Source organism: Megasphaera indica (assembly GCF_046614755.1).
Lineage (GTDB): Bacteria > Bacillota > Negativicutes > Veillonellales > Megasphaeraceae > Megasphaera > Megasphaera intestinihominis.
This window is the reverse complement of record NZ_JBKKJR010000026.1, coordinates 1-18,726: the sequence shown is the minus strand read 5'-3', so window position 1 is coordinate 18,726 and position 18,726 is coordinate 1. Positions and strand designations below refer to the sequence as shown.

The 18,726-nt window shown below is 54.8% G+C and carries 14 protein-coding genes; 2 read left to right on the top strand and 12 right to left on the bottom strand.

The features are described from left to right. Positions 1–15: 15 nt before the first annotated feature. The 12 genes from ispD to ACFCTO_RS10905 form a co-directional block, all read right to left on the bottom strand. Positions 16–1,176 (bottom strand): 2-C-methyl-D-erythritol 4-phosphate cytidylyltransferase, encoded by a 1,161-nt coding sequence (gene ispD, locus ACFCTO_RS10960; protein ID WP_292261556.1) that lies wholly within the window; start codon positions 1,174–1,176, stop codon positions 16–18. A gap of 9 nt (positions 1,177–1,185) precedes the next feature. Then, the gene (locus tag ACFCTO_RS10955) at positions 1,186–2,367 is read right to left on the bottom strand and encodes a PIN/TRAM domain-containing protein (protein ID WP_292261553.1); all 1,182 of its coding nucleotides are present in this window, start codon (positions 2,365–2,367) and stop codon (positions 1,186–1,188) included. Between the two features lie 184 nt (positions 2,368–2,551). Then, positions 2,552–5,410 carry a DEAD/DEAH box helicase gene (locus tag ACFCTO_RS10950; protein WP_499876876.1) on the bottom strand — a complete coding sequence of 953 codons (2,859 nt, stop codon included), beginning with the start codon at positions 5,408–5,410 and terminating at the stop codon, positions 2,552–2,554. A gap of 27 nt (positions 5,411–5,437) precedes the next feature. After that, on the bottom strand, positions 5,438–5,836 hold the full coding sequence (locus ACFCTO_RS10945) for a (deoxy)nucleoside triphosphate pyrophosphohydrolase (RefSeq protein WP_022497332.1): 399 nt from the start codon (positions 5,834–5,836) through the stop codon (positions 5,438–5,440). 63 nt (positions 5,837–5,899) lie between these two features. Then, the gene (locus ACFCTO_RS10940) at positions 5,900–6,271 is read right to left on the bottom strand and encodes a hypothetical protein (RefSeq protein ID WP_499876875.1); all 372 of its coding nucleotides are present in this window, start codon (positions 6,269–6,271) and stop codon (positions 5,900–5,902) included. 81 nt (positions 6,272–6,352) lie between these two features. Further along, entirely contained in the window at positions 6,353–7,468 is a 1,116-nt protein-coding gene (locus ACFCTO_RS10935) for an RNA-guided endonuclease TnpB family protein (protein WP_499876874.1), read from the bottom strand. Between the two features lie 632 nt (positions 7,469–8,100). Beyond that, the gene (locus ACFCTO_RS10930; protein WP_499876873.1) at positions 8,101–8,430 is read right to left on the bottom strand and encodes a 7(1) septoil knot domain-containing protein; all 330 of its coding nucleotides are present in this window, start codon (positions 8,428–8,430) and stop codon (positions 8,101–8,103) included. A 520-nt stretch (positions 8,431–8,950) separates the two neighbouring features. After that, complete coding sequence (radA, locus tag ACFCTO_RS10925; protein ID WP_499876872.1) at positions 8,951–10,330, bottom strand: DNA repair protein RadA; 1,380 nt, start codon at positions 10,328–10,330, stop codon at positions 8,951–8,953. A gap of 9 nt (positions 10,331–10,339) precedes the next feature. After that, the gene (locus ACFCTO_RS10920) at positions 10,340–12,769 is read right to left on the bottom strand and encodes an ATP-dependent Clp protease ATP-binding subunit (RefSeq protein ID WP_499876884.1); all 2,430 of its coding nucleotides are present in this window, start codon (positions 12,767–12,769) and stop codon (positions 10,340–10,342) included. 9 nt (positions 12,770–12,778) lie between these two features. After that, entirely contained in the window at positions 12,779–13,843 is a 1,065-nt protein-coding gene (locus ACFCTO_RS10915; protein ID WP_292262164.1) for an ATP--guanido phosphotransferase, read from the bottom strand. Between the two features lie 3 nt (positions 13,844–13,846). Next, positions 13,847–14,362: a UvrB/UvrC motif-containing protein gene (locus ACFCTO_RS10910; protein ID WP_499876871.1), complete on the bottom strand. Its 516-nt coding sequence runs from the start codon at positions 14,360–14,362 to the stop codon at positions 13,847–13,849. Positions 14,363–14,385: 23 nt separating this feature from the next. Continuing rightward, entirely contained in the window at positions 14,386–14,841 is a 456-nt protein-coding gene (locus ACFCTO_RS10905) for a CtsR family transcriptional regulator (RefSeq protein ID WP_014016302.1), read from the bottom strand. Positions 14,842–15,221: 380 nt separating this feature from the next. Here ACFCTO_RS10905 and ACFCTO_RS10900 point away from each other — a divergent pair, with 380 nt between their 5' ends. Further along, on the top strand, positions 15,222–16,961 hold the full coding sequence (locus ACFCTO_RS10900) for an ABC transporter ATP-binding protein (RefSeq protein ID WP_499876870.1): 1,740 nt from the start codon (positions 15,222–15,224) through the stop codon (positions 16,959–16,961). Next, positions 16,954–18,588, top strand: a complete 1,635-nt coding sequence (locus ACFCTO_RS10895; protein ID WP_499876869.1) for an ABC transporter ATP-binding protein — start codon at positions 16,954–16,956, stop codon at positions 18,586–18,588. The genes ACFCTO_RS10900 and ACFCTO_RS10895 overlap by 8 nt, the downstream gene beginning before the upstream one ends. Positions 18,589–18,726 lie beyond the last annotated feature (138 nt).

The following is an 18,726-nucleotide window of genomic DNA, read 5'->3' as shown; positions in this document are numbered from 1 at the left end:
GACTATATATATGTATTATTGATAGCTAAGGACCATGGCTGCCGCCTGGGCGGCCATGCCTTCTTCCCGGCCGACGAACCCCAGTTTCTCTGTCGTCGTCGCCTTGACGGAGACAGCGGCCTTGGGGATACGCAGGGCCTCGGCAATATTAGCGATCATCTGCGGCACATAGGGCTTGATTTTAGGCCGTTGTGCCAATAAGGTCACGTCGAGGTTGACGATGCGGCAGCATTTCTCCCGCAGCAGATGGCGGACCTTTTCCAGGAGGACCAGGCTGGAAATATCCTTGAAGGCCTGGTCCGTATCGGGAAAATACGTCCCGATGTCGCGGAGCCCGGCGGCTCCCAGCAGGGCATCCATGATGGCGTGGATGACGACGTCGGCATCGGAATGGCCATCGAGGCCCCGTTCAAAGGGAATCTCGACGCCGCCCAGGACCAGGCGCCGCCCTTCTTTCAGGCGGTGGACGTCATAGCCCGTACCGATGCGCTGGACTTCCCTCCCCTTCATGTACAGGGACAGGATAGGGATGTCGTCACGCGTCGTCACCTTGCGGTTCTTCTCGCTCCCTTCGAGGATGACCACGGGTACCCCCAGGGCTTCGACGAGGGATGCATCATCCGTCGCCTGGATGCCCTCGGTCCGGGCGTGCTCATGGGCTTCCATGAGCAGGTCCCGGTGAAAGATCTGCGGCGTCTGGGCGGCGACCAGGCGGCTGCGGTTCAACGTATGGAGCCGGCCGTCGTCGCCGCGGACCTTGACTGTATCTTTGAGAGGGATGCCGTAAATGGCAGCTCGGGCCGTTTCCATCATGGCCGCTCCCTGGTCATACCAGTCCGGGCCGGCAAAAGGCCGGGCGCCGTCGTGGACCATGACCACATCCACGTCGCGGCTGACGGCCATGAGGCCGTTGTAGACCGAATCTTCCCGTTCGGCGCCGCCCAGGGCGTAGCGCACGGGCTGGATAGGATGGAGGTCATCGACAAGGCGGCGGATTTCCTTCTCATCGACGCGGGAATGGACAATGACCACCTCACTGACCGACCGGGCCGCGAAAATGTGGCGCAGCGTATGGGTCAGGACAGGCTCGCCGCACAAGGGATAAAAGAGCTTGTTCCGCTCGTAGCCGAAGCGGCTCCCTGTGCCGGCCGCTACGACGATGACAGATACTTTCACACATTTCACCTACTCATTAGCAATCTTGACGAATATCATGCGCCCAGCCGACGTCTGCAGGACAGACGTCACCGTAACGGGCACAGTAGAACCGATATATTTCTGGCCATCTTCGACGACGATCATCGTGCCGTCATCGAGATAGGCGACGCCCTGGTTCTCTTCCTTGCCGGCCTTGACGATGAGGACGTTCATGTGTTCCCCAGGGATGCGGGCCGGTTTCAGGGCATTGGCCAGGTCGTTGATGTTGAGGACGGCCACGCCCTGGAGGGCGGCGACTTTATTCAGGTTATAGTCGTTAGTGACGACTTTGGCATTGATCTTGCGGCCCAGGCGGACGAGCTTGGAGTCGACGCCCTGGACGTCGTCGAAATCGTCATTGATGATGCGGACTTCGACGTAATTATCTTCCTGCATCTGTTTCAGGATATCCAGGCCGCGGCGGCCCTTATTGCGCTTCAACAGGTCCGACGAATCGGCGATGAGCTGCAATTCTTCCAGGACGAAGACCGGCACCAGCAGCGGCCCTTCGAGGAAGCCGGTACTGCAAATCTCGGCGATGCGGCCGTCGATGATGGCGCTCGTATCGAGGAGCTTGCCGGAAAATTCCATGTCCTTATGCTTGCTGCCGTGGTCCTTACCGGACTTGCCCAGGCGCAGATTGCCTGCCAGGGCGATGATTTCGCTCTTCTTGCGGATGGCGATGCTCATGCCGGCGTAGCCGAAGACGATGCTGAAGACGATAGGCCCGTAGGCCCCAATGATCGGCAGGCGGGCGAACGCTAGGCCAATTAAATTCGCAATGATAAGTCCAAAAAGCAACCCCAGCGTCCCGACGATGATGTCCTGGCTCTCGAAATCATTCAGGCCCGATTCGATGCGGTGAATCGCTGCCCAGATGAGGCGCAGCACGAACGGCGAAATCCCATAGCCCACCAGGGCACCAACGATGATACCGACGATATAGGCTACGATGGTGATGATAGTCGTACCGAAAATACTGCCGTGGAAAAATTCCCCTTCGATTTCGGCACTGATGAAGGGCGTCGTAATCACCTGGTCGGCAATCATGACGAAGATGACGGCCATAATCAGGACGATGACACCTTTCATGATGTTATCGGCCACATTGCGGCCATTGAACTTCTTCGATTTCGGCCCATCATGATTCGATTCATATTTATCTTCCATAGAGTAAAAAAACACCTCCCCTTTGTATATACTTCTATAACTATACTAGTTTACCACATTTCCCGTCAATGTACCACAGGTGGCGTGTAAAGTTTTTGTGTAGGCCTGTCTATAACACCTTGCACTAGTAAATCGTAAATTAGTAAGTTACGATTTACTAATTTACGATTTACTAAATAATGACTCACTCACACAGATACCGATAGAGCTTATCCTCAACAGGCTTGTCCAAAAGGAACTGGAAATTGACGATAGGCAGCTGCTGCCCTTTGCCATCGGCAATCGTCGTTTCGACAGGATCGCCTAATACCGTCAAATCTCCCATGTAATAGAAGTCGGAGCCTTCGGCATCGCTCTTTTTTACAAACAGCAGTTTCCGCGTGTGCTCATTGCAAATCGCCGGAATCTGCGACGACGTCAGGTGAATCCGAGCCCGCGTCATCCAGCTGAACTGCTGTGGCGAGACGAACTGGTCTTCGTACTTCGTATTGGCCGAAATGTCGTCACGTTTCTCATAGGTGACGAAAATAGGACACGTAGCCCCGACAATCTGATAGCCATTGAGCGTGCCTTCGCGATTCGTCTCATAATTGAGAATGCGCGATACGTCTTTACGGGAATAGCGGCCGTAGCGGACAAAGCCGTTAATGATTTCCGGTTCGTCGTGGACGTAGAGGCTTTCAAAACGATAGGTCCCATAGTCGAGAATATCTTGAACATAGCACTGAAATTCTTTATTTTCTTTCAAATCGTTCCAATAAGGAGTCGCTGTATAAGCATGATTTTCAAAGGAAATGAGCGGCTGTCCGCCGTATTTTTTTCTGGCCGTTTTAGTAAAAAATTGCAAATCCAGCAGGCGGGCCACGCTTTCCATCGTTTCCGCAGACGGCAGGAAATGGTATGTTTCGTTCATTTCCTTAGCCAGGGCCGCCGTAGACCAGGAATCTTCTGTCAGCAAATGACGCAAGACCAGCAATTCTTCTATCCGTTTGCCATTGGCCAGTTCCAGGCTCATCATCTTCAGCACAGCCTGATGCGATGCGTTCAGCGTCGAGTTATAAGGCTCCATGTATTGAACAAATTCAAAAAAAGACTCTTTCTTAGCGACGAACAGCGCCGGATCCTTGTCGCCAAAGCGGACAAAATCCATCATCATCGGCTGGCGGCCCAGGCGATAGGCCATATTATGATATGATTCTTTCAAATCCCGCAGGTCTGCCAAAGCACTTTTGGCATCAATAGCCGCGTAAATTCGTTCTTTGGCGATATCGTCAAAATGAACCGACGTCGGTCCCGGCAGAAAATTGACCTGCATGAGGCGGCGGACAAAATCCTTATCATACGTCCGGTCGCCAAACAGGGCGATGGGAAGTAAAAAGTTATTTTCATAGTTGCCAATGAAATCGAGCACTTCTAAATAGCGCTTATGCGGATATTTGCGCAGTCCCCGGCCTAACTGCTGCACAAAGACGATAGCCGACGTTGTTGGCCGCAGCATGATGACCTGATTGACCTGGGGAATGTCGACGCCTTCATTGAAAATATCACAAGTGAAAATGTAATCGAGATACTGCGGGTCTTCGGCAGCTTTCGCCTCTAAATGACGAATCGCTTCACTCCGTTCGCTTTCGCGCGACGCGCCCGTCAAGGCGACGGCCCGTTTCCCATGCTGGCAAAACGCTTCAGCCAAGGCCTGCGCTTCGTCTACATTGCGGCAAAAGACGAGGCCTTTGATGCGGTCGGCATCACTGCCATACAAATCGGCATAGTATAATATATGTTTTACACGTTCTTCGCAAGTCAAGAGAGCAAAATCGCTCTTATCGTCCAACACGTTGCCATTGACGGTAATCTCGCTGATGCCGTGGTAGTGAAAAGGAACGAGCATATTTTCTTCCAAGGCGTCGTGCAAGCGGATTTCATAAGCAATATGATGATGGAACAAAGCATAAATATCGAAATCATCGGACCGTTCCGGCGTCGCCGTCATACCTAACAGAAATTTGGGCCGAAAATAGCCAATGACCTTTTGGTACGTCGCGGCTCCGCCATGATGCACTTCATCGATGACAATATAGTCAAAAGCATCGGGCGCAAAGGTATGGAGTATTTCATCCTGGGCCAAGGTCTGAATGGTCGCAAAAATATAGGGCTTATCCATTTCTTTATCGTGCCCTGTCAGCAGCCCCGTATCGGCTGGATTAATGCCAATCCGGACGTAACTGTCCCGTGCACTTTTGACGATGAGCTCCCGATGGACGACAAAGAGAAACCGCCGGGGATGCGTTTTTAAGACATCAAAGGCCGACAAATAGGTTTTCCCCGTCCCAGTCGCTGAAATGAGCAGTCCCCGGTCCTGACCATCGTCACGCAACTTTTGAATCCCCGCTAAAGCCGCTTTTTGCATGGCGTTCGGCTGGATTTTATGAAAAGGAACATACACGGACTGCCGTTTCGGTTTATTGTGCGTGTACACAGACTCATAAGCCTGAATCCACGCTTCATTGACGACTTCCGCCGTATCCCACAAGGCATCAAATTCTTCCTTTGTCTGCCTGATGAGCGAGCCGTTTTCTGCCGACGTAAAGAACACATTCCATTCCTGATTGTGCGTCAAGGCATTGGCCGTCATGTTACTGCTGCCAATGACCATGGTATAATTTTCCGGCCCTGCCTGGGAACGATGAAAGAGATAGCCTTTGGCGTGAAAAGCCCGTTCTTCCGTCACCATGCGCAATTCGACATTGGGAAACTTCAACAATTCCCGCAATGCACCGGGTTCCGTAAAGTTCAAATACTGAGAGGCTAAAATCTTCCCCGTCGCCGTCCGGTTCTGAATAAGCGCATCCTTTAGACAGGCAATCCCGCTTTTCGTCAAAAAGGCAACGGAAAACAAGAAGGAATCACAAACGTACAACTGTGACAAAATCGTATCGAGGACCTTGCGCTTTTTATCCTTATTGTTGGTCAGAATTTTCGGAACATACCGTTGGTCCGCTTCCACCGTATAATCAATGAAACCTTCGCGCAAACACTGCTCCAAAGCCCCATATTCCCCCATGGCTATCGCCTACTTTCCAGAAAGCTTTTTCATGATAGGCACATCTGCCGGTGCCCAGTCCAGCGTCGGCATGTCTTCGGGAGCCATCCATTTCGCATCGACGTGTTCTTTGCGGACAAAATCGGGCTTGTCTAAATGGCAGTAAAAGGCGTACATGGTCATGGAAAAATCAGGATAATCATGATGGACCGTCATGTACAAATCCGATTCTTTGACAGATACATGGACATCCATTTCTTCCCGCAGTTCCCGTTCAATGGCCGTGTGCTTGGCTTCGCCTGGTTCAATCTTGCCACCGGGAAACTCGTATTTGAAACTGACATAGTCAAATTTCCCCTGACCCCGTTCCATACAAAGAATTTTCCCATCATACTCCAAAATCGCAGCTACCACTTCTAAATGTTTCATCAAAATTCCTCTCTTCTGCATTGTTTTCTCTATTGTATCACATCCGAATCGCTCCGTATATTTTTACCGTTTTTGTATGTATACCCAATCATTTTCATTTTGAATATATCGTAGATATGGTTTTAATTTTGATTCCTCTGTAGAGGATACCAATCTATACTTCTCTCTTAACCATTGGCTATTAGGCAATTTCTTTTCCACAACACAAAACAGGCTGTCATTCAGTTCGTCATATACCAAATACTTTACAGAATCATCTTCCCCACCTTTGACGATAAAAACATGATCTTGAAATTTATATTTTTCACCATGGTACATGAGCGTAATTTCAGGAATCAAGGCCGCTGTAGTTTCTAAGTCAACCACTTTGCCCGTGGTGAACGTACTCCCGCCTATAGAGGCGGGAGCTTCCTGCTTCAGCGAGAACAGCGCCATTGGCTCCGAAGAGCTACAGCGACTTACACTCTCTCCACAGGCGTAGATTCCCGTGCGACCCACGGTATTTTATGGATTACGTCAGGCAAATATCCGCCTGGCTTCTTCCCGAATATTTATGGCAGCGTTCTTATCGCGGTTATGGTGACTGCCACATTTAGGGCAATCCCATTCCCTTACAGATAAGTCCTTGGTTTCGTGGTTCTGATATCCGCAAACATGGCACAGCTGGCTGCTTGGATACCACTTGTCTATCTTGATAAGCTGTTTGCCTTGCCAAGCCAGTTTATACTCTAGCATGTTCGTGAACATATTCCAGCCATTGTCAGCTACGGATTTGCCAAAACTGAACTTGCCACCCTTTTTCTGCTTGGCCATCGCTTTGACGCTAATATCCTCAATGCCAATGACATCATAGCGGTCTGCAAGGTAGCGAGCCTTCTTATGCAGGAAATCCCGCCGTTGATTGGACACTCTCTCATGGAGAATAGCTACGCGAAGCCTTTGTTTTTCTCTGTTGTGACTTCCTTTCTGCTTTTGGGATAGCTTCCGCTGTGCCTTAGCCAATCTCTTCTCTGCCTTTCGCAGGAAATCGGGATACTTAGCATCCTCCTCATCGGAAGCCACATACAAGCCGTGCATCGCAAAATCCAAGCCAAGGAAGGTCTTCGGTATGACCGGGAGTATTTGGTTTTCATACTCCACCAGCATACTGATATAGTACTTTCCTGATGGCGTCTTGCTGATGGTTACGGTCTTTATGATACTGTTCTCCGGCAAGGGACGATGCTGGCATAATTTCACCCAGCCGACTTTTGGCAGTTTCACCTTATGGCCCTCGATTCGGACAGAACCCTTCTGGTTGTTTGTGGAATACGAAGCACGATTATTCTTCCTTGACTTGAAGCGTGGCTTGCCGAAATGCTTTCGGTTGCTCAAGAAGTTATGGTATGCCTTGTTCAGGTTCATTTGAGCGTTGGCAAGAGCCAGACTATCCACTTCTTTCAGCCAAGGGAATTCTTCCTTGTACTGCGCAGGCGTGTTATTCAGCTTTTGGCCGGTTTCCTTATAATAGTCAATGCAGTCACTCAGCATCTTGTTGTAGATGAATCGGACGCACCCAAAGGTCTTGGCAAACATCATTTTCTGTTCTCTTGTCGGATAGATTCTGTATCGGTATGCCTTATTCACTACCATCACCTGCCTTGACTTTCCCAATCCTTTCACGATTACTACTGCTTACTACTGATTATACCGCAAAACAAAATGTGATGCCATCATTTTTCTGATGGCATCGAGCCCTCAGAAAAACCTGCAATTCATCTCACCGCCTAAAGAGGCGGGAGACTTCTTGCAGAATCAGGTTAAAAACTTGTATATTATTTTTGTCTCCCATATACACTGTTCCAACTTCAGGTTCTTTATACCCTATAACCATATAATAGATAGAATGTCCGACCGCATCCCCCCTACTAAAACAATAAAAAATACTAGGTCCCGATAAATAAAATAAGCAACTTATATAGCCTATTCAAGCAACTATTTACATATAATTTTTTGTTCATGAAACCTCTCCAGCATCATCATGAATGAAAATTATCCGCTAAAGGACCACCATGGGACAAGAATAAGCTATGGTCAAATCTCACAGTAGGGCTGCCCAGCCACAGCTGTCCGTTTTGGCAACCGTCCTGCGCCTTCCGTCGGTCGGCACCTGACGGGCCAAAAAGGCTTGGGACGTTCCCTACGCACAAGGCCGCTGGACGTGTATTTTTGTGGCCTACCAGCTGTAACGCGCGTATTTTCATGGGGATAACCTCTTCACTAAGTTAGGGGACTCCCGGGAAACTGTTGACGAACTGGATGCGGATGTCCGGGAAGGAATCGACGAATTGGACTGTGAAGTCTTCGCCGTAATCGACGAACTGCCATTGGCCGATGTCATCGGGGAAATAGTAGACAGTCTGGACGCGCAGGTCCGGGAAGGCGCTGACGACCTGGACGCGGATATCCGGGAAGGAATCGACGACGCGGACTTTGCCGGCCAGACGGATGCCGTTGAAATAGCCGTCCGGCGTCACAGCCGAGGCAGCCAGGGCGGCTCCGCTGAAACAGAAAAAGCAGAGAACCAGTAAAGCTAACTGAATCCATTTTCGCATGATGATACACTCCTTTCCAGTTATAGTTATCGTTAACGGCCAGCCATCAACCTCTCAGTCAGCTGCGCTGACAGCTCCCCTATCAGGGGAGCCGGAAAACAGCCACCCAACGTGGGCGCCCCTACAGGTCAGGCGGGGCGCCAGCTACAGCCGTCCGTTCTGACAACCGTCTTGCGCCCTTCATCGGCCGGCACCTGACGGGCCAGAATGGCTTGAGACGGCCCATGCGGATTATGCCTCCCATAATAGGGGAGGTGGCCGTAAGGCCGGAGAGGTTGCCTTGAAAACCTCTCAGTCAGCTGCGATGACAGCTCCCCTATCAGGGGAGCCACGAACCACTAGCCACTAGCCACTAGCCACTAGCCACTAGCCACTAGCCACTAGCCACTAGCCACTAGCCACTAGCCACTAGCCACTAAAATTAGCGTAACAGGTTTACTCAAAAAAGGCAAGCGAAAAGGCGCTGTCGCATAAAGACAGCGCCTTTTGGGGTATTAAGTTCGCAGTTTGTAGCATAAGGTTATCTCCGGAAGGCCTTTTCGATGGCTTCGCGCAGGGTGGCTACACCTAGGAAATGGCAGTCCGGGAATTGGTCTGTTTCGATGTCTTCCAGGTTGCCTTTGGGCAGGATGAAGGTGTTGAAGCCCATCTTGGCCGCTTCTTTGACGCGGCGCAGGGCCTGGGGGACGCGGCGGATATCGCCGGTGAGGCCGACTTCGCCCATGACGACGGTCCGGCTGTCCATGGAGATGTCTCGCAGGCTGGAATAGACGGCCAGGGCAACGGGCAGGTCGGCTGCTGTTTCGGTCAGGCGCAGGCCGCCGACGACGTTGATGTAGACATCCTGGCTGCCCAGGGGTACGCCCAGGCGCTTTTCCAGGACGGCCAGGAGGATGATCAGGCGGTTATAGTCCATGCCCGATGCCGTCCGCCGCGGGACGGCGAAGACGGAATGAGCCGTCAAGGCCTGGATTTCACCGAGCATGGGCCGCATGCCGTCCAGGACGGCAGCTACGGCTGAGCCGGCCTGGTCGGCTGCCCGTTCGGCCAGGAGCAGCTGAGACGGGTTCTCCAGTTCCGACAGGCCGCTGCTGGTCATGGTGAACAGGCCCGATTCATTGGTCGAGCCGAAGCGGTTCTTGATGCCCCGCAGGATGCGGAACTGGTAGTTCCGTTCACCTTCAAAGTAGAGGACCACGTCTACCATGTGTTCCATCATGCGCGGCCCGGCAATGGCGCCGTCCTTGGTGACGTGGCCGATGACGACGACGGGGATGCCTTCGCTTTTGGCAAAGGTCATGAGGCGGCCCGTGTTCTCGCGAATCTGGGCCAGACTGCCCGGCGTCCCTTCGACGGACTGGCTGTACATGGTCTGGATGGAATCGACGACCAGCAGGGCCGGCCGCCGCTTCTTGGCTTCATCAAGGATATGGTCCAGGGACGTATCGGCCTGGATAATCAAGTCCGGCGTGGAAATGCCCAGGCGCTGGGCGCGCATCTTGATCTGGCCCGCCGATTCTTCGCCAGAGCCGTAGAGGACGATGCCGTTCTTGTCACAGACGGCAGCGGCCAGCTGCAGGACCAGCGTCGACTTGCCGATGCCCGGGTCGCCGCTGAGCAGGATCAGCGCCCCTGGGACGATGCCGCCGCCAAGGACGCGGTCCAGTTCGCCAATGCCCGTTTCCATGCGGGCCATGTCTTCCATGGCGATATCCGCCAGGGACGCCGCCTGCGACGCCGGCCCGCTGCGGGCCATGCTCTGTGCCGCCTTGGGCGCTTCCGGCGCGACCGTCTCTTCAACCATGGTATTCCATTCGCCGCACTGCGGGCAGCGGCCGAGCCAGCGGCTGGACACGCTGCCGCAGTTACTGCAGACGTAACGGGTCTTTATCTTTGCCATGACTGCTCCTTACTCCGTCGTAAAGACGAGTTTCTTCTTGTCCAGGCTATCGACATGGATCGTATTGCCTTCCTTGACACTGCTGCTGAGGAGCATTTCGGCAATCGGGTCTTCGACGAGCTTCTGGATAGCCCGCTTCAACGGCCGGGCGCCATAGGCGAAGTCCGTCCCTTCCTCGACCAGGACGTCGTCGGCAGCCGTCGTCCAGTCGAGGGCGACGCCTTTTTCGCCGAGGCGCTTGGTCAGGTCCTTGAGCAGGATGTCGACAATCTGGCGCAGGTCTTTCTGTTCCAGCGGCTTGAAGACGATGATTTCGTCGATACGGTTGAGGAATTCCGGCCGGAAGAAGCGTTTCACATCGGCCATGATTTCCTTCTTGGCTACTGCAAAAGATGCTTCCCGGTCCTTGGCGCTGTCGCCGCCCGTCGAGAAGCCCATGACCGGGCCCGACGGCTTGAGATGCGATGCGCCGAGGTTGCTGGTCATGATGATGACCGTATTGCGGAAGTCGACAGTCCGCCCTTTCGAATCGGTCAGGCGGCCTTCGTCGAGGACCTGCAGGAGCAGGTTGAAGAAGTCGCTGCTGGCCTTTTTCACTTCATCAAAGAGGATGACGCTGTACGGCTTTTCCCGGACGGCATCGGTCAGTTCGCCGCCTTCTTCATAGCCGACGTAGCCCGGAGGCGCGCCGACCAGGCGGGAAACGCTGTATTTTTCCATGAATTCGCTCATGTCGATGCGGATCATGTTGTCAGCACTGCCGAAGAGCTGGGCTGCCAGGGTCCGGGCCAGTTCGGTCTTGCCGACACCGGACGGGCCGAGGAAGAGGAAGGAACCGATAGGCCGGTTGGCATCCTTGAGGCCGGCGCGGGCCCGGCGGACGGCTTTGGCCACAGCCGTGACGGCATCGTCCTGGCTGATGACCCGTTTGTGCAGTTCTGCTTCCAAATGGAGGAGGCGCTGCGATTCCGTTTCCGTAATCTGCTGGACCGGGACGCCTGTCCACATGGATACGACGTCGGCAATGTCGTTTTCCGTAACGACGAGCTTTTCATCGTCGTGCTGCTTCTTTTCTTTCTGAAGGGCCGAGATTTCCGACGATACTTTCTTGCCGGCATCGCGGAGGGACGCGCATTTTTCAAAGTCTTCGCCAGCCAGGGCCGCTTCTTTTTCTTTATTGATGTCGGCCAATTTTTGTTCCAGGTCCTGGAGTTCGTGGGACGGCGCATAGACCTTCATGCGGACACGGGCCGCCGCTTCGTCCATGACGTCGATGGCCTTGTCCGGCAGGTAGCGGTCGGAAATGTACCGCGCCGACAATTTGACCGCAGCCTTTACAGCTTCGTCGGTGATGCGGGCCTTGTGGAAGGCTTCGTAGCGGTCGCGCAGGCCGAAGAGGATAGCCATGGCGTCGTCTTCCGTCGGTTCGCCGACCAGGACGGGCTGGAAGCGGCGGGCCAGGGCGGCATCTTTTTCAAAGTGTTTCTTATATTCGTCGATAGTCGTGGCGCCGATGCACTGCAAATCGCCACGGGCCAGGGCCGGTTTGAGGATGTTGGCCGCATCCATGGCGCCTTCGACGGCACCAGCCCCGATGAGCTGATGGATTTCGTCGATGAAGAGGATGATCGAGTCGTCCTGTTCGATTGTGTCGAGGATGCGCTTGATCCGTTCTTCAAATTCACCACGGTACTTGGTACCGGCGACGATACTGGCCAAATCGAGGGAGAAAATGCGCTTGTCCAGCAGGCTGTCGGGCACATTGCCAGTGATGATGCGCTGGGCCAGGCCTTCGGCGATGGCCGTCTTGCCGACGCCAGGGGCGCCGATGAGGACCGGATTGTTCTTGGTCCGGCGGCTGAGGATCTGGATGACGCGGCTGATTTCCTTTTCCCTGCCGATGACCGGGTCGATTTTCCCCTGTTTGGCCCATTCATTAAGGTCGCGGCCGAACTGGGACAAGTCGCTGCCGTTCTTGGACGGTACGGCATCGCCGCCTTCGACGGCCGGGTCGTTCATGAGCTCGCTCAGGCGCTGGGAGACCAGGTCCGGGTCGATGTCCATATCTTCCAGGATCTGGACGGCCATGCCGCTCCCTTCTTCGAGGATGCCGGCCAGCATATGTTCTGTGCCGACATAGTTCTGTTCCAGCCGGTTGGCTTCGCGGACGGCCAGTTCCATAGCCCGCTTCGTCCGCGGTGTCAGGCGCAGCTTCGTCGGCGAATCCTGGCCCCAGCCGACATGCTGTTCGATGGCGCGGGTAACATTTTCCGGCGTCAGGCCCAGCTGGTTGAGGAGCAGGCCAGCGATGCCGTCTGTATTGAGAACGAGACCGAGCAGGATATGTTCGGTCCCTACATAATCATGGTGGAATTTCTGTGCCGCTTCCTGCGCATACTGCAGGACGGCTTTAGCGTCATTGGTGAGACGATTGTTCATCATGGGAAATCACTTCCTCCGGTAAGCACTGAGTACTTGCTGCACGGCTTCAGCCCGCTGGTGTTCCAGCTCTTCCCCGTTCAGTTCGGTCCCGGCCTTGAGCTGCAGGTAAGCCGGTTCGACGACGGTCATGATGGCTTCATAAGCCAGAGGGCCTTCGGGGATAACCCCCATGTCGATGCCGAAACGCAGGTCGCTGGCCAGGGCCAGGGATTCCTGGTCGGCCAGGAGCCATGCCCGGCTGAGGGTGCCGTAAGTACGCAGCCATTTATCTTTTAATGTATTTTCATTGTGGTCCCAGACCAGGCTGCGGCAATTCTGTTCTTCCTGGACAATCTGGGTGACGATTTTGCGCAGCTGGTCGAGGATATCTGTCTCGGTCACTCCCAGGGTAATCTGATTGGTGATCTGGAAGATGTTGCCGATACATTCATTGCGTTCGCCGTACATCCCGGATACGGTGAAGCCGAATTTAGTAATGCCCTGGACGATGCGGTTGAACCGCTTCATGAGGATCAGGGCCGGGACGTGGATGGTCACGCCGACGGTCAGGCCCGTACCGGTCAGGGACGGACTGGCCGTGAGGTAACCGAAATCGTCGCGGAAGGCGAAATCCAGGTGGCTTTCCAGGGCATCATCGACCTGGGCCGCCTGATCCCAGACGCGCTGGAGGTCGAAACCAGGTGCTGCCGTCTGGATGCAGAAATGGTCTTCTTCATTGATCATGATCGACACGGCCCCGTCTTCGCGGAGCAGGAGGCCCCGGTGCTTGGGCTGTTCGATATGGCTGGCCGAGGAAAAATGTTTCACTGCCAGCATTTCCCGTTCCAGCGGCGACAATTCGTCGAGGCCGATGAAGGTATAGCGCCCATGGCCCAGGGTATCGAGGGTACCAATCTGGCGTTTGCCCTCTTCGAGGACGGCGGCCAGTTCCGTATCCGACGCCTTATCGGGAAAGACGTATTTCTTCAGGTTACGGTCCAGGCGGACGCGGCTGTCGATGACGATATCGTTGAAGTTTCCCGTGCCGTCCTGCCAGGGGCAGAGCGGCTGCTGGAGCATATCGTGGACCATGGCTTATTCCCCCTTTCCGCCATCCGGCAGCTGACGCTGGAGGGCGCGGATCTCATCGCGGACTTTCACCGCTTCTTCATAGCGTTCTTCCTGGACCAGTTTCTGCAGGTGCTGGCGCAGGCGTTTGACGTGTGTCGCCGTCCGGAAGACACCGGTACCGCGGTTGGGCACCTTGCCGACGTGCTTGCTGTGGCCGTGGATGCGGCGCAGGAGAGGCGGAATCTCTTCCTTGAAGGCTTCGTAGCAGTCGGGGCAGCCGAACTTCCCGAGGCGGTTGAATTCGCTGTAGGTCATACCGCAGCTGGCACAGCGCGGTTCGTCGCCGCTGCGTCCCTGGTAGTCCGGGTAGGCCATCTTGCGGAAAAAGTCGTTATCAATAATATTCAAATCTCTGAAATTAGAAAAATTGGTCTGTTTCTTGGCACAGGCTGCACACAGGTGCAAATCCGTGCGCCGCCCGTTCTCGATCTTGACGATATGGACAACAGCCTCTCTTTTCTTACAGGCATCACATAACATAGCCCTCACGTCCTTTCTATCACTCAATGGAGATTGAGGTTCTTCAAAATGTCGCTGATGACCAGCAGGCGCGTCCCTTCGTCGTCGATGCGGCGATAGAGGGATTCAAAGGTCAAATGGAGGATGACCGCTTCGTTGTTGGTCAGGCTGCGCCGCTTGAGGAGCTGGTACAGCAGGGCATCCAGGTCTTCCATGGAAATGCTGACGGCCGGCAGCCGTTCGTGCAGGAGGACCGGCGTGCGGTCCTGCTTCTTCGGCGTCAGCTTGATGATGCGGACGAATCCGCCGGACCCGCGCCGCGATTCGACCAGATAGCCCTTGTCGTTGGAAAAACGCGTGCTCAGGACGTAGCTGATCTGGGACGGAGCGCATTGCAGTTCGTCGGCCAGCTCATTACGGCGCAATACAATGTCTGAATTGTCTTCTTCTAACAATTTATGTAAAATGAATTGTTCAATCTTATCCGCTAATACACTCATCATAATCACCCCGTAAAAATATATTTTCCTTTTTGACTTTCATACAACTCTATTATATTCGTCTTTTTGACTTTACGCAAGAGGCCTGTCCCCATTTCCCATCATATAGGCAATAGTCTCATTCGAAAAAAAGGCGCTGTTACATGAAGACAACGCCTTTTTGAGCTTTAAGTTTGCAGTTTGTAGTTTTTAGTGAGTGGTTTTCTACAAACTCCATGCTACAAACTATAAATTGAAAGGTACCTTGCATGATGGCAGAAATCTTCATGCGATAGTCCTACGACGAACGATGAACGGCACTCTGCCTGCGTCCTGTTGTACAAAGGCCCATAATAGTGTATGATATATGAACTATAATCATCAAATGTGAGGTGTTCCCATTGAAACGATTCGGCCCGGGTTCGGTCCGTTATTATTTTTACCATGAAAAGAAATTGCTGCTCATCGTCACGCTGAGCGGTATCTTATACAATGTCGGCATGATTGCCGGCCCCTGGTTCGACGGGCAGCTGGCCCAATACCTCTATGATATTTTCGGCGGTACCCGGACGGCAGCGGATATGTACGTCCTCTGTCTCTGTTACGCTCTGGTCATCCTCGGCGTCCAGGGCGCCCGCTATGTCAAGCGCCTGTACGTCCGGAAGTTCGCCAACAACATCAGCCTTTCCATGAAAGACCGGCTCTACCAGCACCTGGTCCAGACGCCGAAGCGGGACATGGAGCAGGCCGATACGGGTGCCTTGATGACCAAAGTCATTTCCGACATCGACACCTGCGTCGAAGGGATGCGCAAGTTCACGACGGAAATCTTCGATACCGGCGTCGTCATGGCGGCCTATGTGGTCATGCTCGTCTGGTATGACTGGCGCCTGACGCTGTGCGTCCTCATCTTCCCGCCCATCGCCTATGCCCTGGCCAACAGCCTGCGCCGCCTGGTCGCCGTGACGGCGGCCCGCAGCAAAGAAAGCAGCGGCGCCCTGTCGGGCATGACCCTGGACCGCATCAGCAACGCCCTGACGTACCGCGTCTACGGCGAAGAAGCCGTACAGGATCAGCGGTATGAAGGCTACCTGGCTGACTATGAAAAGAAGATGATCCTGGCCAATCTCTGGGAAAATACACTCCAGCCGATTTACAAAGTCATCGCCATGATCGGCACGATGCTGGTCATCTGGTTCGGCGGCCGCAACGTCCTGGGGACGGGCTGGGAAACCTGGGACATTGCGGCCTTTTCGACGTACTTGGTCTGTTTCGTCAAACTGGCCACGAAGTCGTCCCATGCGGCAAAATTGTTCAACGCCATCCAGAAAGCCCAGGTTTCGTGGCAGCGCATCCAGCCCCATCTCCAGGCGGCAACGGAACTGCCCGATCCCGTACCGCAGGCAGCCCCGGCAGCCCTGACGGTCCGCCACCTGTCCTTCACCTATCCCGGCAGTGACGGCCCTATTTTCCAGGACCTCTCCTTCTCGGCCCGTCCCGGTACTATCATTGGCATCACCGGGCCTGTCGCCTGCGGCAAATCGACGCTGGGCCAGGCCTTCCTCTGTGAAAACCCGCACGGCGGCCAGATTTTCTTTGGCGCCAAGGAACTGGGCAACGGCCACACGGCGCCAGACGGCATCGTCGGCTACTGCGGCCACGACGCGGAACTCTTTGCGGCTACCGTCGAAGAGAACATCCGCCTCGGCCTGTCCGGTGACATCGCCCCGGTCCTGAAAAGGGTCTGCATGGACCAGGACTGCGCTACCTTTCCGAAGGGGATAGAGACGCCCATCGGCGAAGGCGGCCAGCGCTTGTCCGGCGGCCAGCAGGCCCGTATCGCCCTGGCCCGGGCCCTGTTCCATCCGCGGCCGCTCCTCATCCTCGACGACCCTTTTGCCGCCGTCGACATGGCGACAGAACGGAAGATTTTCACCAGCCTGCGCCAGGATTACAGCGACCGCATCATTCTCCTCATCTCGCACCGCCTGAGCCTCTTCCCCAATCTGGACCAGGTCATCTGGATCAACGGGGACGGGACCAGCGTCGTCGCCACGCACGAAGCTCTATATGCATCCTGTCCGGCCTACCGGAATCTCTATGACCTGCAGCATGCCCAGGGAGGTACCCGCCATGCGTAATATTTTCTGGCAGACCCTGAAAAAGAACAGCCTGCTCCTGGTGGTCCTCATCGCAGCCATCATCGCGTCCATCGCCGTGAGCGTCACGCCGCCCCTCATCCTGCAATACATCGTCGACAGCCTGGTCAGCGGCTCGTTCAGCGCCTATCCCCTGCTGACGGCAGGCATTCTCTACTTTGCCCTCAATGCCGGCAGCGGCCTCGTCGATGCCCTCAAGGAGACGCTGATCACCGTCTTCGGCCAAAAAATCACCCACGGCCTGCGCTCGGCCATGTGCCAGCGCCTCGACGAATTGCCGGCTGCGTACTTCGTCAGCCATGAAGCCGGTGCCGTCACGTCGATTTTCGTCAACGACGTCGATACCCTGGAAAACCTCTTCGATTCCGGCGTCGTCAGCATGATTGCCGATGCCTTCACGATTCTCAGCATCCTCGTCGTCGTCTTCCACCTGAGCCTGGGCCTGGGCATATTGCTCTGTATCTGCCTGCCCCTCTTGTTTATCCTGACCCGCTATTTCCAGAAGCGCATGCTCCAGGCCCAGCGGGACAACCGCATCGCCGTAGGCCGGACGAACGAACTCATTCCGGAAACGGTCCATAATATCCGCACCATCCACACGTGCCAGCAGGAACGCTACCTGCGACAGCGCTATGGCCGGACGATCCGGGCCAGTTTCGACGCCATGGAACGGAGCAATTTCTGTGACTCCATCTATTCGCCAATCATCATCACCAGCTGCACGGTCATCATCAGCCTTATGATGGCCCTGTCCGTCAGCAGTCCGTCCCTGCAGGAAATCTTCGGCATGACCGTCGGCAGCGTCGTCGCCCTCATCGCCTATGTGCGCCGCATCTTCTCGCCTTTAGAAAGCATCGGCATGGAAATCCAGAACATCCAGTCTGCCGTCGCCGGCATCGGCCGCCTGAAAGACTTCTTTGCCGAACCCATCCAGGAACGAAAAGAACCGGAAGTCCCTGACGCAGCAGCGGCACCACTGGTCATCGACGATGCCGCCTTTGGCTATGGCCGGGAAAAAGATATTTTCCGCCACTTTTCGCTCACCGTCACCGCCGGGGAAATGGTCACCATCACCGGCCGTACCGGCGCCGGCAAGAGCACCCTTTTCAAACTCATCCTCGGCCTCTACCAGCCCCGGGAAGGCCAGATCCGCATCTTTGGCTGCGACCCGTCCCGGCTGGCCCCTGCTGTCCGGCGCCAGGTCTTCGGCTACGTCGAGCAGCAGTTCTACGCCATCAGCGGTACCGTCGCCGACCAGATCAGCCTCAAGGACCCGCGGGTCACAGCAGGCGCCATCGAAAAAGCCCTGCACCTCGTCGGTCTGTGGGATACGTGCTGTGCCCTGCCCCAGGGACTGGACACGCCCTTCCGGCCGGAACTCTTTTCCCGCGGCCAGAGCCAGCTCCTGTCCATCGCCCGGGCCGTCGTCATGAACCCGCAGATTCTCTTGTTCGATGAAATCACGGCCAACCTCGATTCCCTGACAGAAAGCCAGGTCCTGCAGGCCCTGCAGGCCGCTGCCAAAGACCGGACGGTCCTCTCCATCTCCCATCGCCTCTACGAAGCCCAGGGCGGCCGCCGCGTCGTCATCGGAGAAACAGAAGCGTAGGTCGTTCGTCGTTTGTGGTTCGTCGTAAAAAAAGGGGCTGTCGCATTAAGCCATTTTGGCTTCGTGCGACAGCCCCCCTTTTTTTTTATTCTATTTCATCGTTCTATTCTCTTTTTTCTCGCTAAACGTAAAAAAGGT